The sequence below is a fragment of the Streptomyces sp. NPDC004647 genome, from assembly GCF_040609575.1.
Classification (GTDB): domain Bacteria; phylum Actinomycetota; class Actinomycetes; order Streptomycetales; family Streptomycetaceae; genus Streptomyces.
In genome coordinates, this window is record NZ_JBEXKU010000017.1 from 18085 (window position 1) to 36239 (window position 18155).

14 protein-coding genes and 1 pseudogene are annotated in these 18155 nt (G+C 69.5%); 7 read left to right on the plus strand and 8 right to left on the minus strand.

Annotated features, from left to right (window positions below):
- Positions 1-36 precede the first annotated feature (36 nt).
- The 3 genes from ABZW18_RS10175 to ABZW18_RS10185 all read right to left on the minus strand — a co-directional run bounded on the left by ABZW18_RS10175 (position 37) and on the right by ABZW18_RS10185 (position 4339).
- Positions 37-663, minus strand: a complete 627-nt coding sequence (locus ABZW18_RS10175) for a class F sortase (RefSeq protein ID WP_356184776.1) — start codon at positions 661-663, stop codon at positions 37-39.
- 88 nt (positions 664-751) lie between these two features.
- Positions 752-1567: a hypothetical protein gene (locus ABZW18_RS10180; RefSeq protein WP_356184779.1), complete on the minus strand. Its 816-nt coding sequence runs from the start codon at positions 1565-1567 to the stop codon at positions 752-754.
- A gap of 813 nt (positions 1568-2380) precedes the next feature.
- The gene (locus ABZW18_RS10185) at positions 2381-4339 is read right to left on the minus strand and encodes an AMP-binding protein (RefSeq protein ID WP_356184782.1); all 1959 of its coding nucleotides are present in this window, start codon (positions 4337-4339) and stop codon (positions 2381-2383) included.
- Positions 4340-4356: 17 nt separating this feature from the next.
- Between ABZW18_RS10185 and ABZW18_RS10190 the strand changes: the two genes are divergently transcribed.
- A complete protein-coding gene (locus ABZW18_RS10190) occupies positions 4357-4488 on the plus strand; it encodes a hypothetical protein (RefSeq protein ID WP_356184785.1) in 132 nt (43 codons plus the stop codon).
- Between the two features lie 545 nt (positions 4489-5033).
- Positions 5034-6560, plus strand: a complete 1527-nt coding sequence (locus ABZW18_RS10195) for a glutamate synthase subunit beta (protein ID WP_356184787.1) — start codon at positions 5034-5036, stop codon at positions 6558-6560.
- 76 nt (positions 6561-6636) lie between these two features.
- Here ABZW18_RS10195 and ABZW18_RS10200 read toward each other — a convergent pair whose 3' ends face one another.
- Positions 6637-9129: a SpoIIE family protein phosphatase gene (locus tag ABZW18_RS10200; protein ID WP_356184789.1), complete on the minus strand. Its 2493-nt coding sequence runs from the start codon at positions 9127-9129 to the stop codon at positions 6637-6639.
- Between the two features lie 749 nt (positions 9130-9878).
- Here ABZW18_RS10200 and ABZW18_RS10205 point away from each other — a divergent pair.
- Positions 9879-10160: a hypothetical protein gene (locus tag ABZW18_RS10205; RefSeq protein WP_356184792.1), complete on the plus strand. Its 282-nt coding sequence runs from the start codon at positions 9879-9881 to the stop codon at positions 10158-10160.
- A gap of 732 nt (positions 10161-10892) precedes the next feature.
- Positions 10893-11360, plus strand: a complete 468-nt coding sequence (locus ABZW18_RS10210) for a hypothetical protein (RefSeq protein ID WP_356184795.1) — start codon at positions 10893-10895, stop codon at positions 11358-11360.
- Positions 11361-11766: 406 nt separating this feature from the next.
- On the opposite strand, the gene ABZW18_RS10215 is transcribed toward ABZW18_RS10210, so the two are convergent.
- Together ABZW18_RS10215 and ABZW18_RS10220 are read right to left on the minus strand one after the other, a co-directional pair.
- On the minus strand, positions 11767-12261 hold the full coding sequence (locus tag ABZW18_RS10215; RefSeq protein WP_356184798.1) for a hypothetical protein: 495 nt from the start codon (positions 12259-12261) through the stop codon (positions 11767-11769).
- Between the two features lie 259 nt (positions 12262-12520).
- Positions 12521-12742: pseudogene (locus ABZW18_RS10220) on the minus strand (hypothetical protein); the annotation flags it as partial.
- A gap of 158 nt (positions 12743-12900) precedes the next feature.
- Between ABZW18_RS10220 and ABZW18_RS10225 the strand changes: the two are divergent.
- The 3 genes from ABZW18_RS10225 to ABZW18_RS10235 all read left to right on the plus strand — a co-directional run bounded on the left by ABZW18_RS10225 (position 12901) and on the right by ABZW18_RS10235 (position 15039).
- Positions 12901-13152: a DUF6296 family protein gene (locus ABZW18_RS10225; RefSeq protein ID WP_356184800.1), complete on the plus strand. Its 252-nt coding sequence runs from the start codon at positions 12901-12903 to the stop codon at positions 13150-13152.
- Positions 13153-13276: 124 nt separating this feature from the next.
- Complete coding sequence (locus ABZW18_RS10230) at positions 13277-14029, plus strand: hypothetical protein (RefSeq protein ID WP_356184803.1); 753 nt, start codon at positions 13277-13279, stop codon at positions 14027-14029.
- Positions 14030-14247: 218 nt separating this feature from the next.
- A complete protein-coding gene (locus ABZW18_RS10235; RefSeq protein ID WP_356184804.1) occupies positions 14248-15039 on the plus strand; it encodes a class I SAM-dependent methyltransferase in 792 nt (263 codons plus the stop codon).
- A gap of 143 nt (positions 15040-15182) precedes the next feature.
- On the opposite strand, the gene ABZW18_RS10240 is transcribed toward ABZW18_RS10235, so the two are convergent.
- Both ABZW18_RS10240 and ABZW18_RS10245 read right to left on the minus strand, forming a co-directional pair.
- Positions 15183-16085 (minus strand): glycoside hydrolase family 19 protein, encoded by a 903-nt coding sequence (locus ABZW18_RS10240; protein ID WP_356184807.1) that lies wholly within the window; start codon positions 16083-16085, stop codon positions 15183-15185.
- Positions 16086-16335: 250 nt separating this feature from the next.
- Entirely contained in the window at positions 16336-17742 is a 1407-nt protein-coding gene (locus ABZW18_RS10245; protein WP_356184809.1) for an aminobutyraldehyde dehydrogenase, read from the minus strand.
- Positions 17743-18155 lie beyond the last annotated feature (413 nt).

The following is an 18155-nucleotide window of genomic DNA, read 5'->3' on the forward strand; positions in this document are numbered from 1 at the left end:
GGGCTCCTCCGCGGAGCCGCACCGGGCCGGGCGGCCTCACTGGCGCGAGCCCGTGAGGCTGGCATACACCACGACATTGTCCTTGTAGTAGTGCTTGGCCTTGGAGAACTCGCCCCCGCAGGTGATCAGGCGCAGCCCGGCGTGGTCGAGATTCCGGTACACCTCCAGGGTGGGGAACTTGTTCTTGGGGTACTGGGCGATCCGGTCGACCGTGAACTCCGCGGTGCTCCCGTCCCGTCGGCTGACGTCGATCTTGTCACCCGACTTGAGCTGAGAGAGGCCGAAGAACACCGAACGCGCCCCGTTCCAGGTGACATGACCGGCGATGACCGCGGGCCCGGTGGCACCCGGGGTCGGGCCGGGCGTGTACCAGCCCGCCTTGTCCGGATCGCGCGGTGTCTCCATGGCCCCGCTCGCGCCCTTGCCCAGGTTCTCCAGCGTCGAGGAGACCTTGAGCGAGGGAATGGCGATCCGCTCCGGAGCCGATGCCTGCATGGCCTGCGCCTTCTGCGCACCGGAGCCTCCGCCCGCCTGCCCCTCGGGGCTCTGCGGGTCTCCCTGCGACGACCCGCCCTGCGCGGGGGCCTGCGGGGCCGGGACCGCCTTGGGCGGAGCCGGTTCCTGCTGAGACAGTCCTGTCACCACCAGGACGGCGGTGGTCATGGCGAGTACCGAACCGGCGGCCAGGAGAACGAGTCGGCGCCCTGTGGCCCTGGGGTGATTCCTCGATCGACTCATACCTACCGCCCCCTCAGACGTTCTGCCGGGACCGGCGGGTCCGGGTGCGGGCCATGGTCAGCGCCGTCGCTGTAGCGATGAAGGCGATACCGCCGGCAGCGAGCATGCCCGGTGCCTCCACGCCGTCGGTGGAACCTGAGCCGGTCTCGACTCCGCCCACCGGGATGGAGCCCACGGCCGCGCCCTTGACGACGCCGCAGTTGGTGGGGGCGGTGGCTTCCTGGGGGAGCTTGGGGTCGAGTTCACTCTTGCCCACGCCGAAGTCGTACTTCTTGTTGCCGTTCGGGTCGATGCCGTGCTGAACGACGTGCAGGTCCTTGATCTTGTCGACCACATCCTGGGAGACGGGGATGGTGCGCTCGTAGGAGAGCTTGCCCTGAGCGTCGGCGGCGGGCATCCGGTCGACGGCGAGGCCGCTCTCCGGGGTCGTGTCGCCCGAGGTGGTGAGCGAGATATTGATGTCGCCGTAGTCGACGGTGGCTTCGGTGTTGTTGAGAATGCCGTCGCCGTCCGTGTCGTCGCTGGCGTCCGGGCAGTGGAAGTCATGGCCGTCGGTGGAGCCGTGGAGGTGCTGGGCGTGCGGCTGGCCGGGAGTGAGCCCTTCGGCTTCGATCTTCACCGTCAGGTCCGTGCCCTCGGCGCTGAGCATCACCGTGCCCGTGGCGCCGGAGTTGTTCAGCTGCTGCAGATCGATCTGGTACGCGTTGCCTCCGCCGTTGCCTCCTCCGCCGCCGTGGCTGTCGGCCGACGACGGGATGGCCACCCCCAGCGTCAGCGCGGCGGGCAGGACGACGAGTGCGGCAAGGCGAGTGGTGCGCTGGGATATCACGATCGTTTGTCCCCTCTCCGGCGGTTCCCGCAGGGGCGCGGGCCGCAGTCTGTCTCGAGCTCGAACCGGCACCTCGCTCATGTCCACCGGCCGTTGGCTTCGTTCGGCCGGTGCGCGTGAGCGGCGCACCTGATGTCTATTCGGAGCTCTCGCAGTCGCGGATTGGTGTGGGTCCTACTCTTCTTTGCGAGTTGGCGAAGCCTCATCCCTGGGAGGGCTCACCCAGCCGCAGAAGCCGCAGGCGTAACGATCGTCAATCCCGTCGATTTGTGCCCCGCACCCCGGGCACGTAGTCGTCCAGTAGGGGTCACTGCTCAACGCTGCGCCCCGCAGTTCCCGCACAGCCAGCCTCCGCCGGGGCTCTGTTGCATCTGTCCGCCGCACACGGGGCACTGGTTCTGTAGCTCTCCGGGGTCGATTCTCACAGCCGTCTCCCGTGATCGTTCAGCCACGGAAGGTCACACGGTGAAGTTCGTCCGGAAAAGGTGTGGCGCACGGCTGTGGCAAACGACTGTGGCTGCCTCGCCTCCCACCGGCGATTCATTGGCGGCCGCGCAGATGCGTTCATGACTGATGCCCCTTCATATCCCCGTCGGCGTCCTCGCCCGCCGGCACCGGGCACCGTTCGGTGCGGGTGGTCGGGCGGGAAGGGCGCGTATTCCCCTCTACTGTCATCCGGTTAGAGGTACCGGCCGTGGAGGAGGTTCCGGGAACATCGGGGTCGTCTTTGCGCCGAACAGGGCTTGAGGCCCCCTTAACCCGGACTTCCGTCCGGGTTAAGGGACGCTGCCAACTGCCGTCGCGTTGCCTGCGTCAGGGTTCGTAGAGTGCTTCGATCTCTTTTTTGAAGTCCCGGGCGACGGCTTCCCGCTTGATCTTCATCGAGGGCGTGAGATGGCCGCTCTCCTCGGTGAAATCCACGGGCAGGATGCTGAATCGGCGGATCGACTCGGCCCTGGACACCAGCTCGTTGGCGTCCGTCACCGCTCGCTGCACCTCGGCACACAGTGCGTTGTCGAAGGCCAGCGTCGACCTGGTGGCGTCCTGCTTCTTATGGATGAGCTGCCAGTGCTTCAGCCCGTCGGGGTCGAGAGTGATCAGGGCGGTGACGTACGGGCGGTTGTCGCCGATCACGATGCACTGGCCCACCAGGGAGTGCGCGCGCACCCGGTCCTCGAGCGGGGCGGGAGCGACGTTCTTGCCGCTCGCGGTGATGATGATCTCCTTCTTGCGGCCGGTGATGGTGAGGTAGCCGTCGGCGTCGAGGGCGCCGATGTCGCCCGTCGCGAACCACTTCTGCTGATCGGGCCGCAGGCCGTACGACGCCTCCCCGGTCGAGGGCCAGGAGGGAGGCGGGCCCAACGCGAAGGGCACGGCGGCGCCTTGAGCGGCGTCCCAGTAGCCGGAGAAGAGCTGCCTGCCGCGCAGCAGCACCTCACCGTCGTCCGAGATACGGACCGCGGTGCCCGGCAGCGGCCAGCCGACCGTACCCAGCCGTGGTTTCAGCGGCGGTGTGACAGTCGCCGCCGCGGTCGACTCCGTCAGGCCGTAGCCCTCGAAGATCTCGATGCCGGCGCCCGCGTAGAAGGCGCCGAGCCGGTGACCGAGGGGGGAGCCGCCGCAGATGGCGTACTTGACCTTGCCGCCGAGGGCGGCCCGTATACGGCGGTAGACCAGCGGGTCGTAGAGCGCGCGGGCGGCGCGCAGGCCCATGCCGGGGCCCGGTCCGGTGCCGTGCTCTTCGGCCTCGTAGGCCTCTCCCCAGCGCTGGGCGATCTTGGCGGCGCGGTCGAAGGAGGGGGCGCGGCCGATCTTCTCGGCGGTGGCCCGGGCGGTGTTGAAGACCTTTTCCAGGACGTAGGGGACGACCAGCAGGAAGGTCGGCTCGAAGCCGGCGAGGTCGGCGAGCAGGGGCTCGGTCTTGATGGTCGCTGTGTGGCCGAGCCGGACGCGGGCCCGCAGACAGCCGATGGCGACCATCCTGCCGAAGACATGCGAGAGCGGGAGGAAGAGCAGGGTGGACGCGGGCTCGTCACTGACCGACTTGAAGCAGGGGTGCAGCAGCTCGATCGCGTTGTCCACCTCGGCGAAGAAGTTGCCGTGCGTGAGGACGCACCCTTTGGGACGGCCCGTGGTGCCCGAGGTGTAGATGAGGGTGGCGACGGAATCGGGGGAGAGCCCCTGGCGCCGGGCGGCCACCTCCGCGTCGGGGACGTGCCGTCCGGCTTCCGCGAGCTCGTCGATCGCACCCGCGTTGAACTGCCAGAGATGCGCGAAGTGCGGCAGCGTGTGCAGCCCGGCGTCGATCAGCAGCGCCTCGTCGACGCCCTCGACGGCGCAGCCGACCGCGCCGGTGTCCTGGATGATCCAGCGCGTCTGCTCGGCCGAGGAGGTGGGATAGATCGGCACCGTGACCAGACCGGCCGCCCAGGCGGCGAAGTCGAGCAGCGTCCACTCGTAGCTCGTACGGGCCATGATGGCCAGCCGGTCGCCGGGGCGCAGCCCGTGCGCGATCAGGCCCTTGGCGGTGGCGAGTACCTCCGCGGCGAATTCCGCCGCGGTCACATCCCGCCAACTGCCGTCCGGCCGCTTACGGCTGAGCACCGCGTCGGCCGGTGCCTCGGCGGCGTTGTGGAAGGGGATGTCGGCCAGGCTGCCGTGGTCGGGCGGGGAAGCGAGCGGCGGGACGGTGACCTCCCGAACCTCCCCGTCCACCACGGTCTTCTTCGGCTCCACCAGCACTGGCTGTGCCGGGATTTGCTGCACGGACACGAGCGGCTCCTCTTCTCTTGGCCACCTGCACGCCGTCCGGCGCGGTGACCTGCGGGAAGTACGAGGACGAGGACAGAGGTTTCGTCATGGAGTACGAGGGCGGGGCGCGAGATGCTCAAGTGCCGGGCAACCGGCTCAAACGGTCGTGAAGCCGCGGAGCGGCGCCGGGAGACGGGGATGGGCCGGTCTCCACCGCGTACGTCCTCCCCATGGCACCGCGTCAACTTCCTTGTGGTGAGCACCCGGGCGCTGATTGCTACCTCCTGACATCGCGTGTGGGGTGAGTCCAACGCCTCGGTGGTGGAGGGATGTTACGGGAAGTGACGCCGCCCGTGGAGGCCTACGGGCCCCGGCCCCGTATCGCCGCCGTGCGCGCGGCGTACGGCTGCGGCCGCCCGCACCTGCTGTACGGGTTTTCGAGGGGGCAGCGGCCGCGGCGGCAACCCCCGGCCGCTCGCCGTAACAGGACGTCCACGTCGTGGCACGCACCGTCAACGGATCTCCGGGAAGGCGCCGGAAGCCGCGCCGGCCTCGGCCCGCCCGCTCTCCGGCGCGCGACCTGCGGCGTCGAAATTAGTACAAAGCGGACGTATGGTGGCGATATATAGTGCGCCCCGCAACGTATGGCCTGGTCCGACCGGGGAATGCGGCCCGGCGCAATTCCGAGACCGTTGCGCAGGCGCTGGAGGCCGCCATGGCCGATCCGGAGGGGTTCCTCACCACTCCCCGCCGCAGCTGCGCCCGCCGTCCCGTCCGGGAACGGGTGGGGGACTGGAACGAGGTCTACGACGGCCAGAGTCTGCTCCCGATCATCAACGCGCAGGCGGGGCGCTGCATGGACTGCGGCATCCCGTTCTGCCACAACGCCTGCCCGCTGGGAAACCTGATCCCCGAATGGAACGTCCTGGTCTCACGGAACGACTGGGACGCCGCGAGCGACCGGCTGCATGCGACCAATAACTTCCCGGAGTTCACGGGCCGCCTGTGCCCTGCTCCGTGCGAGAGTGCCTGCGTGCTGGCCATCAACGCGGACCCGGTGACGATCAAGGACGTCGAGGTCGCCATCGCCGACCACGCCTGGGCGCACGGATGCGCACCACCCCTTCCTCCCCAGCGGCTCTCCGGCAAGACGGTCGCGGTCATCGGCTCCGGCCCGGCCGGACTGGCCAGTGCCCAGCAGCTCACCCGCGCCGGCCACACGGTCGCCGTCTATGAACGGGACGATCGCATCGGAGGGCTTCTGCGGTACGGCATCCCCGAGTTCAAGATGGAGAAGCGCCACATCGACCGCCGCATCCGGCAGATGCGTGCGGAGGGCACCAAGTTCCGCACCGGGACCGCCGTCGGCACGGAAATGGACGCGGCGCAGCTGGCGGACCGTTACGACGCCGTGGTGGTCGCGGTCGGCGCCAAGGCCTGGCGCGAACTGCCCATCCCGGGGCGCGAGCTCGACGGCATCCACCAGGCGATGGAATATCTGCCGCTCGCCAACCGGGTGCAGGAGGGCGACTTCACCGAATCCCCGATCACCGCCGAGGGCAAGCATGTCGTCATCGTCGGCGGCGGGGACACCGGAGCGGACTGCCTGGGAACCGTGCTGAGGCAGCGTGCGGCCTCTGTCGTACAGCTGGACATCAATCCGCTGCCGGGCGAGGACCGGACGGCGGACGATCCGTGGCCCACGTACCCGATGATCTACCGGGTGTCGCCGGCCCACGAGGAGGCGCGGGAGCTCGCGCGGCTGGGCGGTACGGAGCGGGGCCACGACGGAGGAGTCCCCCTGCCGGGCCCCGGCGGGGACATACGGATGTTCTCCGCTTCCACCCTGCGTTTCAAGGGCGACGGAGCCGGACACGTACGGTCGCTGCACCTGGTCGGCGTCGAACCGGAGGCGCGGCGCCCGGAGCCGGGCACGGACCGGGTGATCCCCGCGGAGCTCGTGCTGCTCGCCCTGGGCTTCTCCGGGCCGGAGCGGGACACCGGCCTCATCGACCAACTCGGTCTCCGGCTCGATGCGCGCGGGAACATCGCCCGGGACGCCGAGTTCGCCACCTCCGCGTCCGGCGTCTTCGCCACCGGAGACGCGGGCCGGGGCCAGTCCTTGATCGTATGGGCCATCGCGGAGGGCCGCTCCGCCGCCGCTGCCGTGGACCGCTATCTGACGGGCTCCACGGATCTGCCGTCGCCGATCGGGCCGACGGACCGCGCCCTCGCGGCGTGATGCCACCGGCCGGCTTGCGCCCCCTGCGGATCCCGCCGCGATGCCGATGATGCCGCCGGGTTCGGTCCGCGAACGCTCAGCGGGCGCCCGCGTTGCTGTGGCCCTGGGCAGATTTCCTGCTCAGAGGCTGTTCGGCCCAGATGGTCTTGCCATCCGCGGTGTAGCGGGTGCCCCAGCGCTGAGCGCACTGGGCGACGAGGAACAGACCGCGTCCGCCCTCATCCGTCAGGCGCGCGCGGCGCAGGTGCGGCGAGGTATTGCTGCCGTCGGCGACTTCGCAGATCAGGGTCCGGTCCCGGATGAGCCGGAGCCTGATCGGTCCGGTGCCGTAGCGGACCGCGTTGGTGACCAGTTCACTGACGATCAGCTCCGTGGTGAACGCGGCGTCTCCCAGGCCCCATTCGACCATTCTGCGGCCGACGACGTGCCGGGCGTCGGCGACGGTGGCGGGGTCGGCGGGGAGGTCCCAGGAAGCGACGTCGTCGGCGTGCAGAGCGCGGGTGCGGGCGACGAGGAAGGCGACGTCGTCACGTGGGCGGTCCGGCAGCAGGGTGCGGACCATGGTGTCGCAGATCTCTTCCAACGGGCGGTCGGGGTGCGCCAAGGCAAAGAAGAGACGTTCGAATCCGACGTCCACGTCCCGGTCGCCCGCCTCGATCAGGCCGTCGGTGTAGAACGCGATGACGCTGCCCTCCGCCAGCTCTATCTCGGCACACTCGAACGGCAGACCACCGAGGCCCAGCGGTGGTCCGGCGGGTATGTCGGGGAGCTCCACCGGGCTGCTCAGGTGGGCGATCGCGGGGCTGGGGTGACCGGCGCGGGCCACGGTGGCCCGGCGCGAGACCGGGTCGTAGATGGCGTACAGGCAGGTCGCCCCGATGACACTGGCGCTGTCGGTCGACCCTTCCGCGGCCTCCTCTTCCTCGTCGGCGAGCCGGATCACCAGGTCGTCGACGTGGGCGAGAAGCTCGTCGGGTGGCAGGTCGAGGTCGGCGAGGGTGTGGACGGCCGTACGCAGCCGGCCCATGGTGGCGGCCGCGTGAAGGCCGTGGCCGACGACGTCCCCGACGACCAGCGCCACCCGGGCTCCGGAGAGCGGGATGATGTCGAACCAGTCGCCCCCCACACCCGCCATCGCGTCGGCGGGCAGATAGCGGTACGCGGCCTCCACGGCGCTCTGTTTCGGCAGGTCGCGGGGGAGGAGGCTGCGCTGCAGTGTGAGAGCCGCGTTGTGCTCGCGGGTGAAGCGGCGCGCGTTGTCGATGCAGACCGCCGCACGGCCGACCAGCTCCTCGACGAGCAGCAGATCGTCCTCGTCGAAGGGTTCGGGATTCTTCCACCGGGCCAGGGTGACCACGCCCATGGTGATGCCCCTCGCCTGCAGGGGTGCGACCAGGGCGGAGTGCATACCGAGTTCGCGCATCTTGGCGGCCCGGGCGGGATCCTCCTCGAGCCAGGGGGCGGAGAGATCCACGACGGCCTTCAGGACCGGCCGGCCCGTGGCCAGGCACAGGGCGGGCGCCGACCCCGCCGGGTAGCGGGTCGGCTCACCGGGCTCGACCACGGCCTCCGGAAGATCCTCCTGGACCGAGTGGTGCGCGGCCCGGCGCAGCACCTCCGTGGCGCTGATCGGCCCCGGGAGCGGTTCCTGCCCGCGCAGCAAGGCGTCCAGCAGATCGATCGAGACGAAGTCGGCGACCCGCGGCACGAGTACATCGGCCAGCTCGTGGGCGGTGTCGTCGAGGTCCAGCGTGGTGCCGATACGTCCGCTCGCTTCGTTCACCAGTGCCAGCCGCTGCCGGGCCCGGTAGTCCCGGTAGTGGCTGGTGGCGTCGAGGACTGTGTGGCACACGCCGAGGACCTCGCCCGAGGGATCCTCCAGCCGGAACGAGGAGCCGGAGCGCACACGGTCACGGCGAGGGAACGCGCTGACGTCGGAGGGCGCCTGCCCGATCTGCTGGAAGGTGATCAACGGTTCACCGGTCTCCAGTACCTGCTGGGCCTCCCGCTCGAGCGCGGCACCCTCGGGGCCCGGTGTCCCGTCCCTGAGCCGACGGCCCAGGCGCAGCTGTGCGGCCACCCCCTCCATGCGCTCCAGCGCCGGATTGATCAGCAGATACCTGAGCCGGGAATCGAGGACAGCCATACCGATGGGGGACTGGTCGAACAGCCCGTGCAGCAACGCCTGATTGTGCTCCCACTCACGCAACCGGTCCACATCGGTGCCGATGACCAGCCAGCCGGTCCGCTTGTCGCTGTCCCACAAGGGGCATGCCCGAAGCTCCAGATCCAGCCGGTGGTTGTCGCGATGGCACACGGCCACGGTCGCCCCCCATCCGCCCCCCAGCCGGTACCGATCCGACAGCGCCGACGCAGCGTCGCCGTCGGCGGTGAGGATCATGGTCACCGGCCGGCCCACGACTTCTTCGGCCCGATAGCCGAGCAGGGCCTGCGCACCCTCGCTCCACCGTACGATCAAACCCTGCGAGTCCACTACGGCCGCAGCCGCACGTGTCACATCGAACGGGTCCACCGGGCCCGCGCTGCGCGCCGTCTCGGATGTGCTCATACTTGCCGCCCGCCATTCGCGCCGGCATCTCTCCCTTGGTTACCCCATACCCGGTCCGTAGCTCCGGCATCGGCCCCAGGCATGAAATGAGGCTCTCGCGAACGCGGACCGAGCCGACGATCGAGAAGATCTCATTTTACTCCGGACAAACGGCGACTCGAGGGGCCGGAAAAGCCTTCACCGCACCGCGATCCGCCCCGTCGTCCAGGCCCTCCGCCCTGTCCCGTCATCACGCTCAGTTGCGCCCGCGGGACGGTCCGAAGCGGAGACGCGGCGGAGGGTGGCGTTGCACTGCCCCTCGCGGTCGTCGCGCTCCAGGCTCCTCGGATTCGACCAGCGCCATACGGGTGAGGGCCGGTTACCGGAGCGCTTGCGCTGCGTTGTGCAGGTCGCCGCCCGAACGGAAAGGCGGCAGCTGTCAGAAATTCAGGATCGGGCGCGTTGACGTCGCGCGGGTCGCATCCGGCTCCGCTGACAAGAGCCCCCTCCGCTCGTATGGCGTGCGAGCGGATGGGGCTCTGTGCTGTTCCGGCACGGCAGGAGACGGGTCGCCGAACTCCGTCGGCAGGGTCGGCCTCGCACGGTCACAGCACAACACTGATAACCCGGCTCGGATTTGTTGAGCTGTTGGGATGGCGTCGCAAGCCATACGGCGTATTTAGCGTATTGAATGTTATGTGGCCCCTTTGGCGGAGGTATGACTCTCCTCGTTCTTCCACCGGAGAAGGACAGAGAAATTGGAGAGAGACATGCGCACATCCCTCAAGCTGTCCGTCATGGCGGTTGCCGTGGCCGCGATGCTCGGCGCCTCCGCATCGGCTGCCACCGCCCACGACAAGGGGCGGCAACTCGACGACCCGGTGAACATCTGTGGTAACGCGGACCAGTCGATCACTGGCTCCGACAGCGCCGTCCTGGCGGACATCGAACAGGAGGCGGAGGGGCCGGTCTTCTGCCAGAACGGTGAGAACAACACCGCCATCAACTTCGCCCCGGAGTCCACCTTCATCACGCTCGACGGCCTGTTCTGACACAAGCCCCGGGAGAGTGGCCGGCCGGCCCTCGACCCGGGGTCGTCCGGCACCTCGGTGCCGGTCAGCGAAATGCATGAGAGAACGGCGAAGGGTCGGCTGCCTGTCGGCTGATCCTCAGGGGAGAAGCGCGCCCGGTCCCAGCGGTGCGTTTCTCCCCTGCTCTCGTCCGGGCCCTCAATGCTCCGTGGAGCAGGGACCCCAGCGAACCCTCTGCACAGTGTTGTCAGGCACGAGCTCCTACCAACTTGTCGGGGGCTCGTGCCTTTTCGTTGTCGGCTGCCGGTGCATCGAGTCACTGAAGTACGTGCTCCGATCGCCACCGGGTTCGAGCAGCATCACTCACCGTGACCCCGGCGGAATCAATCCCCTCGATCGGGCGGAGATCCACCTGTGGCGTCGGGGCACAGATCACGTCATGTCCGAAGCAGTGACATGGCCCGATCGACGCCGAGTAGGAACGATGCCGACGAACCGCACCCTTGGGAACCATCCGGCCGAGAGCCTCACACCATTCCTTGTGGCCGGCTTCCGCAGGCTCGACGGGGCCACGGCAGGACCGGCGTGAGGGCCCCGGGCGCAGGCGGGCTCGGGTGCCGGCCACCGGCGCCGGCCAGGACACCGGGCGTCGTTGGGTCGGAGCCGCGCGACGGGGACCACGCCGGTGCCCCGCGTCCGGCGGCCGCGAAGCCTCCGGTGTGGAGAACCTGGCCGGATGGTACGGCGTGGCTGATGGCCGCGGCCTACCCGCTGCCGTCGGGACTCGTCCTGGCCCAGTGGGCGGGGGCGGATGGTCTTGCGGAGCTTCCGCTGGGCCGGCCCTTCGACCTGGTCCGGGTCTCGCACGGCCTCGGCCGTCGCGTCGTCGCTGACCTACTGGCGGGCGGTGACGCCACGTTGGGGCCGGTCCTGTGGTGCGGGCCGCGTTCCCGCTTCGAGTTCCTCGTGCCCGGTGGGACAGCTCAGAACTGGCTTCCGCTGCCGGGCACTCGGTGCGTCGGCAAAGGCAGCGTTCTGCGTTGCCCCATGGCACACAGCGTCGCCTCTCCGCAGGTGTCGGGTGACAACCGGACCTGGGTGGTTCCGCCGGACGGATCGGGGCAGTTGACGGATCCCCTCGTGCTATGGGCGCACATCGAGGAACAAAGGAGCGGGGCACGCGTGACCGATGACGACCGTCGGGTGTCCACCGTCCAATAATTCGACGCCTCGTTAATTGTGCGATGATGGTACGCATTTATGGCGTGAGTGTCTTTTCGGCGATTCACTGCTCGGTGTGTATGCTTTTCCGGAACCCGTTGTTCAGGCCTTGGCAGTCGCGACGACGGTTCCTTGGGGGAAGGCCCCAGGAGTTTTCCTGGGGCCCTTCCCGATTCTGCCGTCCATTCCCTGCATGGCCCGTTTCTGCGGATATGGCTGACGTGATTTTCGGGGCGGGGAGCCGCGCCCCCGGGCTGTTGGACAGGGCGCACCGTCAAGACCGAGATCGCCTCCGCTATTTGTTCCCGCGATTGCTGTCAACTCCATCCGCCCCTTGCGCGTGCGCGCGGATGCTCGCCGGTCCGTTCCCCTGAGTGTGGTCCTGCCCGGCCCGGCTCAAGTCCGCTCAGACATCGATCGGGGCGACAGTGGCACCGTCCATACGCAGCCGAACGTCCTTGGCGTGCCCGTCGCACGCGGGAAACGCGGTGCCGTGGGCGTCGGTGCACTGGTGGCTGGCGGGCTCGGTGCACGGCGCGCCGAGCCGGTCGTAGGCCCATACCCGGTAGCAGTGGGGGCTTTTGCAGGTGGTGCGGCCGGCCTTGGAGTGCAGGGTGTTGCCGTGTTCCGGGCACACTCCCCAGGCAATGGCGCACAGAGTGCCGCCGGGGGAGGTGTGGAGACGTGCGATGTCCGCGGCCGTTTCCTCCAGGGCGCCGGCGATGAGGTGTGCCTGGGCGGTGGCGTGGTCGAGCTGGGTGAGACTGGGCGGGTCGCCGTCCGTACGGGCCCTCATCAGCCGGGTGTGAATCTCCTCGAGTCGGCGGGCAAGGGTCTCGGCCTGGGCGGCGAGGCCGCGGAGCTCGGCGGAGGTGGGTTCGGTCGGGTCGCTGTCGGCCATATCCGAATTGTGTCAGTGGGGTCTGTGGCGGCCCGGTATTGCTCTCAGACGCCCGGCCGCGGCCCGAAGGGCGGCTGCCGCGCCCTGTGTGAGCGGCTCGCCGTGGCCGAAGCAGGCGGCATCGGTGTCGAGAGGCGCCAGCGCTTGAAGGAAGCGACGGCCCCGGGAGGGTCGACGTTGAAGACACCCAGCATGACCCTCCGTCGTGACCTCGCGCCACGGTGTCACCGGTGAACAGCACTTGCGGCGCGGGGAGATGGAGAGCCACACCGTCGGCGGTGTGCCTGGGGTCGGCCACTGCCACGGCCCGCCTGTCGCCGTCGAAGTCGAGCACGTCGCCGTCGTCGAGTTCACGGTCCACGCGGAGCCGACTCCCGGCTCTTCGCGACGGGGGTTGCCTCACGCGCAGCGACACACAGCGGTGAGCACGGGGTGCAGCGCGCAGAGCGGATGCTGGAACGCACGTGGGCCCCGTGACCATCACGGCCGCGTTGGGAAGGCAAGGCTGTCCGGTGGGCCGTACTCGGCGACTCCGCACTGAAACACTGCGATGACAGAGAGTATGGAAGTGCGGCCATGAGTGTGAAATGTCCCGTTTTGGGAACGGGGTGGGGCGAGGTTCGCGACGAAGGAGGCGTCATGGGACAGCGCGATGCGTACGAGCTGGTGTTTACACAGGCGCCCTACTCGGCGCCGGTGGTGGAGGATGTGGTGGTGGTGCACCGCACTGATCGGAGCGGCCCGGGTGGGCACCCCGTATACATGGACGACACCGGCATCGTCCGGGCAGAGATCAGTGACCGTTCCGAGGTGCGGATGATCGCCAGCGGTGGGCACCAGGTGCACGCGGCGGTTCAGGCGCGCCCACTGGTCCAGCCCGGGTCCGGGTGACTCTACGGCCGCCGGGCAGGCACGCCGTGCAAGGTTACGGGTGCGCCCGGCGGTCTACTGTGGGCGGGACGTCAGGCGCGATCGGATCGTGTGACTCGGACGTCCGTCCCGGGGGAGGAAGCAGGTGGCCAAGCAGCCGACCCCCGCACAGCGGCGGGCCGTTGCGGAGGCCGATCCGGACACCGGGCTCGTACGCGGCCGGGAGTCCGTACTGGAGGCGCTGGCCGGCCAGGGGTGGGTGGTGAGGCACCCGCGGCCGCCTCACCGCTGCTATCTGACGCCCGCCGGTCGTCAGTTCCGCCAGGAGCTCCTCGCGCCCGCGCCGCAACCGCCGGGACCCGATGAGGGCACCACGGTCTCGGCGGGTGTGTTCAGTGCCCGGTCGGGCGATGAGGCGGAGCCCGCCGATGGCCGGGTGCGGGCGCGCGAGGTGAGCGTTGCCTGGGAGGGGCTGCTGGAACTGCGGCGGCTCACCAACCGCACCGGCAGCACGGAGGTGCCGTGCCCGTGGGAGCGGACACATCTGGTGGCGGCCGTGGGGCTGGCTCTGGAGGCGGCGGATTGCCGGCCGTCCGCGGTTGACGGGAACGGCCTGCGCTGCGGCAGCGGCTATCGCCTGTTCCCGTGGTCATCGGACGATGCTGTGCGCGTGACCTGGGCGGGCGCGGCGTCAGCGGGCGCGGCGTCAGCGGGTCCGGCGTCCTCGGGTGGGGCGCGGTCGGGGAGCGGCGATGAACCGGTCAGGCAGGAGCTGGGCCGGTACGCGCGAGCGCTCGAGCGCGCGGGTTGGCAGGTGTCCGAACACCCGGACAGGAAGAGCGGCGCTCCCTTCCTTCTGGCATCTCCGCGCCGCGCCGCTCCGGCACCCCGCCGGTGACGACGGGGGCCCCGGCCCGTACGGAGCGAGCAGACCCCGCGGGGCGCGCGTCGGCCATCACGCGGCTCCGGCACCACCGCGGCGTACCAGCGCCTCTCGTTTCCTCGCGACGGACAGCGATCGTGCAGGTGCCCGCGACGGGAGAGTCCCGGATTCAGCCGTTGGCGATCACCGCCCCGACGGCTGCCCCCGCCGCCGTGCGCGGGCAGAGTGAGGCCATGACCCTCGGATTCAGCGGTGATGTCGCCCAGTACTACGCGAAGTTCCGGCGTGGCTACCCGCCTCAGGTTCTCGATACGCTGCAAGCGGCCTTCGGGCTGGGCACCGGCGACGTCGTCCTCGACCTCGGATGCGGTACCGGCCAGCTCGCCGTCCCGCTCGCATCCCGCGTCCGTTCGGTCATCGGTGTGGATCCCGAGCCGGACATGCTCCGGCTGGCCAGACAGTCGGCTACCGGGCAGGGCGTGCACAACGCGACGTGGGTGCTCGGCGCCGACACCGACATACCCGCGATGGGTGCGCTGGTGGGACAGCGTGCCCTGGCGATGACGGTCATCGGGCAGGCGCTCCACTGGATGCGGCACGACGAGCTGTTCCGTGAACTGACCCCGCTGTTCCGGGCCGGTGGAGGCATCGCCGTGGTCGCCAACGGGACGCCCCTGTGGTTGCAGGACAGCGCGTGGTCGCGTTCGCTTCGGAGGTTCCTGGAAGAGCACTTCGGCACCAGGCTGGAGGCGACGTGCGGCACCGGCTCCCGGGACCGGCTTCGCTACGCGCAGGCGCTCGGCGAGGCCGGTTACGAGGATGTGCGGGAGACCGCGATCGAGTACAGCGATGAGCTGAGCGTCGACGAGCTCATCGGCGGGGTCTACTCCGCGATCCCCGCGGATGGGCTGCCGGCACCGGCCGACCGGCCGGCGTTCGCCGAGGCCATCCGGCAGTCGCTCCCACCGGAGCTGCGGTTCACCGAACACGTCAGAGTTTCCGTACTCACCGGCCGGATCGCGTAACCGCATGGCTTGGCCGGCCTGTCCCCACGCTGGACGCGGGAACGGCCGAATCATCTTCAAACGCCGGTCCTGAAGGTGATTCGGCCGCTCCCCTGCCGCCCGCCCTCGGCCGTCACACAAGCAAACCATGGGCGGTCATACGCTCAGCAACCGAGGTTGCCACCGGCGGTCGTGCCCAGAATCTGGACGAACCTCTGATAGGCGTTGATCCGGCTCTGCACCTGCGCGGGATTCTTGCCGTCGCATTCCAGGCTGCCGTTGATGCTGCGGATGGTCTCACCGAATCCCCGGCTGTTGACCATCGCCTGATGCGGCGTCATCGTTCCCGGCCCGCTCTGTGTGTTCCAGTACCAAAGGCCGGTCTTCCACGCCACCGAGGCGTTGTTCTGCACCAGGTACGGGTTGTTGAGCAGGTCGATACCGAGAGCGTCGCCCGCCGCCTTGTAGTTGAAGTTCCAGCTCAGCTGGATCGGGCCGCGGCCGTAGTACGCGGCCTGGCCCGCGGGGCAGCCGTACGGCTGGCTCGTGTCGCAGTAGTGGGGGTAGTTCGAGGTGTCCTGCTCCACGACGTGGACCAGGCCGCCGGTTTCGTGACTGACGTTGGCTAGGAAGGCCGCGGCTTCCTGTTTCCTGATGGTGTCGCTGCCGGTGTTGGCGAAGCCGGGGTAGGCGCTGAGGGCCGCGGTGAGACCGCTGTAGGTGTAGAAGGAGTTCCGGCTCGGGAACATCTGGTTGAACTGCGCCTCACTCACGACGAAGTTCGATTCGCCCGGCACCCCGCCGCCACAGTCGTACGGTTCCCAGTACCAGGTGCTGATGACGGGGTCATAGCCCGGGTTGTCGTGCTCGGCCCGGTAGAAATTGCCGTCGCTGTACTGGACGATGTCGCCGGCCGCGTACCATTTCCCGGCAACCCATTGCGTAAAGGTGCAGGCGGACGCCGCGGCCGGTGAGGAAGCCGCGGCGGAATACGTGGGCACGGCGACCGACATTGCGGCCGCAATGGCTAAACCGGTGAGGGATGCCGTGATTCGCTGTCTCGACACGTGATGACTCCTTCGTACGGGCACGCCGCACAGACGGCTGGGCTGATCCGTATACGAGCTGTCACGCCACGGGAGCCGGCGCGCCCGGGGCCGCCGGATGTGGGTGGAGGACACTCAACCGGATTGGTCTGTACCAGTCAAGGTGTAGACCAATTTTGGGGTCGCCTCTCCCGTCCCGCCGAAGGGGCTGACTGCCGGGGCCGGCGGGCGGTCCCGGCAAGCAGCCGGTCGGTCGATGGCAGGCGGTCGATCAGCCGTGTGCGGCCATGACGTGCTTGACGCGCGTGTAGTCCTCCAGGCCGTGCATCGACAGGTCCTTGCCGTACCCGGACTGCCCGAACCCGCCGTGCGGCATCTCGGCGGTCAGCAGCCCGTGCGTGTTGATCCACACGCAGCCGAAGTCCAGGCAGGTCGTCAGCCGCGCGGCCCGTCCGTGGTCGCGCGTCCAGACGGAGGCCGCCAGGCCTTGCGGTACTCCGTTGGCCAGCGCCACGGCCTCCGCGTCGTCGCCGAAGCGCTGCACGGTGATGACCGGCGCGAAGATCTCCTCCTGCACGATCTCGTCGTCCTGTGTCAGGCCGGAGACGACGGTCGGGGCGAGGAAGTATCCGTGGTCACCGTGCTGCTCGGCGCCGCAGTGCGACTGCGCGTGGGCCGGAAGCCGTGCCAGCAGGCCCAGTACGCGGTCGAGTTGTGCGGCGCTGTTCAGCGGGCCGAAGTCGACGCCGGGCTTCGTCGCCTCGGCGCGCTCGGTGAGCGCCGCCACGAACTCGTCGTGGATGTCCGAGTGGACCAGCACACGGGTGGCGGCCGTACAGTCCTGTCCGGCGTTGTAGAACGCGGCGGCCACGATGCCGTCCGCCGCACCGCGCACGTCGACGTCGTCGAAGACCAGGACGGGTGCGTTGCCGCCCAGTTCCAGGTGCGTGCGCTTGAGCGTGGCGGCGGCGCTGCGGGCCACCTCGATCCCCGCGCGGGTCGACCCGGTGATCGACACCATGGCGGGCACCTCGTGCTCGACCAGCAGACGCCCGGTGTCCCGGTCGCCGAGCACCACGTTGAACACACCGTCCGGCAGGATCTCCGAGGCCACCTCCGCAAGCAGCGCCGTACTGCTCGGCGTGGTGTCGGCGGGCTTGACCACCACCGTGTTCCCCGCCGCGATGGCTGGGGCGATCTTCCAAACCGCCATCATCAACGGGTAGTTCCACGGCGTGATCTGGGCGATCACGCCGACCGGCTCGCGCCGCTGGTAGGAGGTGTGCCCGGCCACGTACTCGTCGGCCGAGCCGCCGTGCATCAGCCGGGCCGCACCGGCGAAGAACCGGATCTGGTCGGCACACTGCGGGATCTCCTCCTCCAGCACCACCTGGCGGAGCTTCCCGGTCTCCCGGCACTCCGCCTCCACGAATTCCTCCGCCCGGGCGAGCAGTGCGTCGGCCAGCGCCAGCAGTGCCTCCTGGCGCGCGGCGGGGGTGGTGGCCGCCCAGCCGGGAAAGGCCGCTTCGGCCGCGCGCACGGCACGCTCGACATCAGCCGCTCCCGACACCGCCGCCGCGCCGAACACCTCACCGGCCGCGGGGTCGATCAGCTCACTCGTAGGGCCGCCCGCGGCCTCTCGCTGACCATTGATCACATTGCCTACGGTGGTGCTCATCGGCTGCCGTCCTTCTCTGTACGTCCTGCGCGAGTGCTGTTGTCGTGATCACTGCCGTGGTCCCGGGGCGGCCCGGGCCATTCGGCGACGAGGGGGCGCGGGCGGTGCGCCCCTGGCCGGGACCGGGCGTGGCCGGCGCGGTCCGAGCACTCCGGGCGGCTCGGGGCATGTGAACAGCAGTGCCGGAACAGAGGCCGCGGCCCCGGCCAAGGTGCTGACATGCGTACTCCTGTGGGTGGGGCATGGGGGAGCTCCCCGGGGCGGTGACGTCCCACGATGAAGCATTTCCCCGACCACGCATACTGGTCAAAGTGCACTGTTCGCCGTCATGCGATGTGCACAACGCACACCGGCTGGGGAGCGCTCGTAGATCGCGTACGGCTCCGCGTGCGCGCCGGGCCGGGGGAGCGGCT

Bases quoted from the DNA above. Each gene is read 5' to 3' on its own strand.
- ABZW18_RS10175 (WP_356184776.1), bottom strand. From the start codon at position 663: ATGACCACCGCCGTCCTGGTGGTGACAGGACTGTCTCAGCAGGAACCG.
- ABZW18_RS10195 (WP_356184787.1), top strand. From the start codon at position 5,034: ATGGCCGATCCGGAGGGGTTCCTCACCACTCCCCGCCGCAGCTGCGCC.
- ABZW18_RS10200 (WP_356184789.1), bottom strand. From the start codon at position 9,129: ATGAGCACATCCGAGACGGCGCGCAGCGCGGGCCCGGTGGACCCGTTC.
- ABZW18_RS10205 (WP_356184792.1), top strand. From the start codon at position 9,879: ATGCGCACATCCCTCAAGCTGTCCGTCATGGCGGTTGCCGTGGCCGCG.
- ABZW18_RS10210 (WP_356184795.1), top strand. From the start codon at position 10,893: ATGGCCGCGGCCTACCCGCTGCCGTCGGGACTCGTCCTGGCCCAGTGG.
- ABZW18_RS10215 (WP_356184798.1), bottom strand. From the start codon at position 12,261: ATGGCCGACAGCGACCCGACCGAACCCACCTCCGCCGAGCTCCGCGGC.
- ABZW18_RS10225 (WP_356184800.1), top strand. From the start codon at position 12,901: ATGGGACAGCGCGATGCGTACGAGCTGGTGTTTACACAGGCGCCCTAC.
- ABZW18_RS10235 (WP_356184804.1), top strand. From the start codon at position 14,248: ATGACCCTCGGATTCAGCGGTGATGTCGCCCAGTACTACGCGAAGTTC.
- ABZW18_RS10245 (WP_356184809.1), bottom strand. From the start codon at position 17,742: ATGAGCACCACCGTAGGCAATGTGATCAATGGTCAGCGAGAGGCCGCG.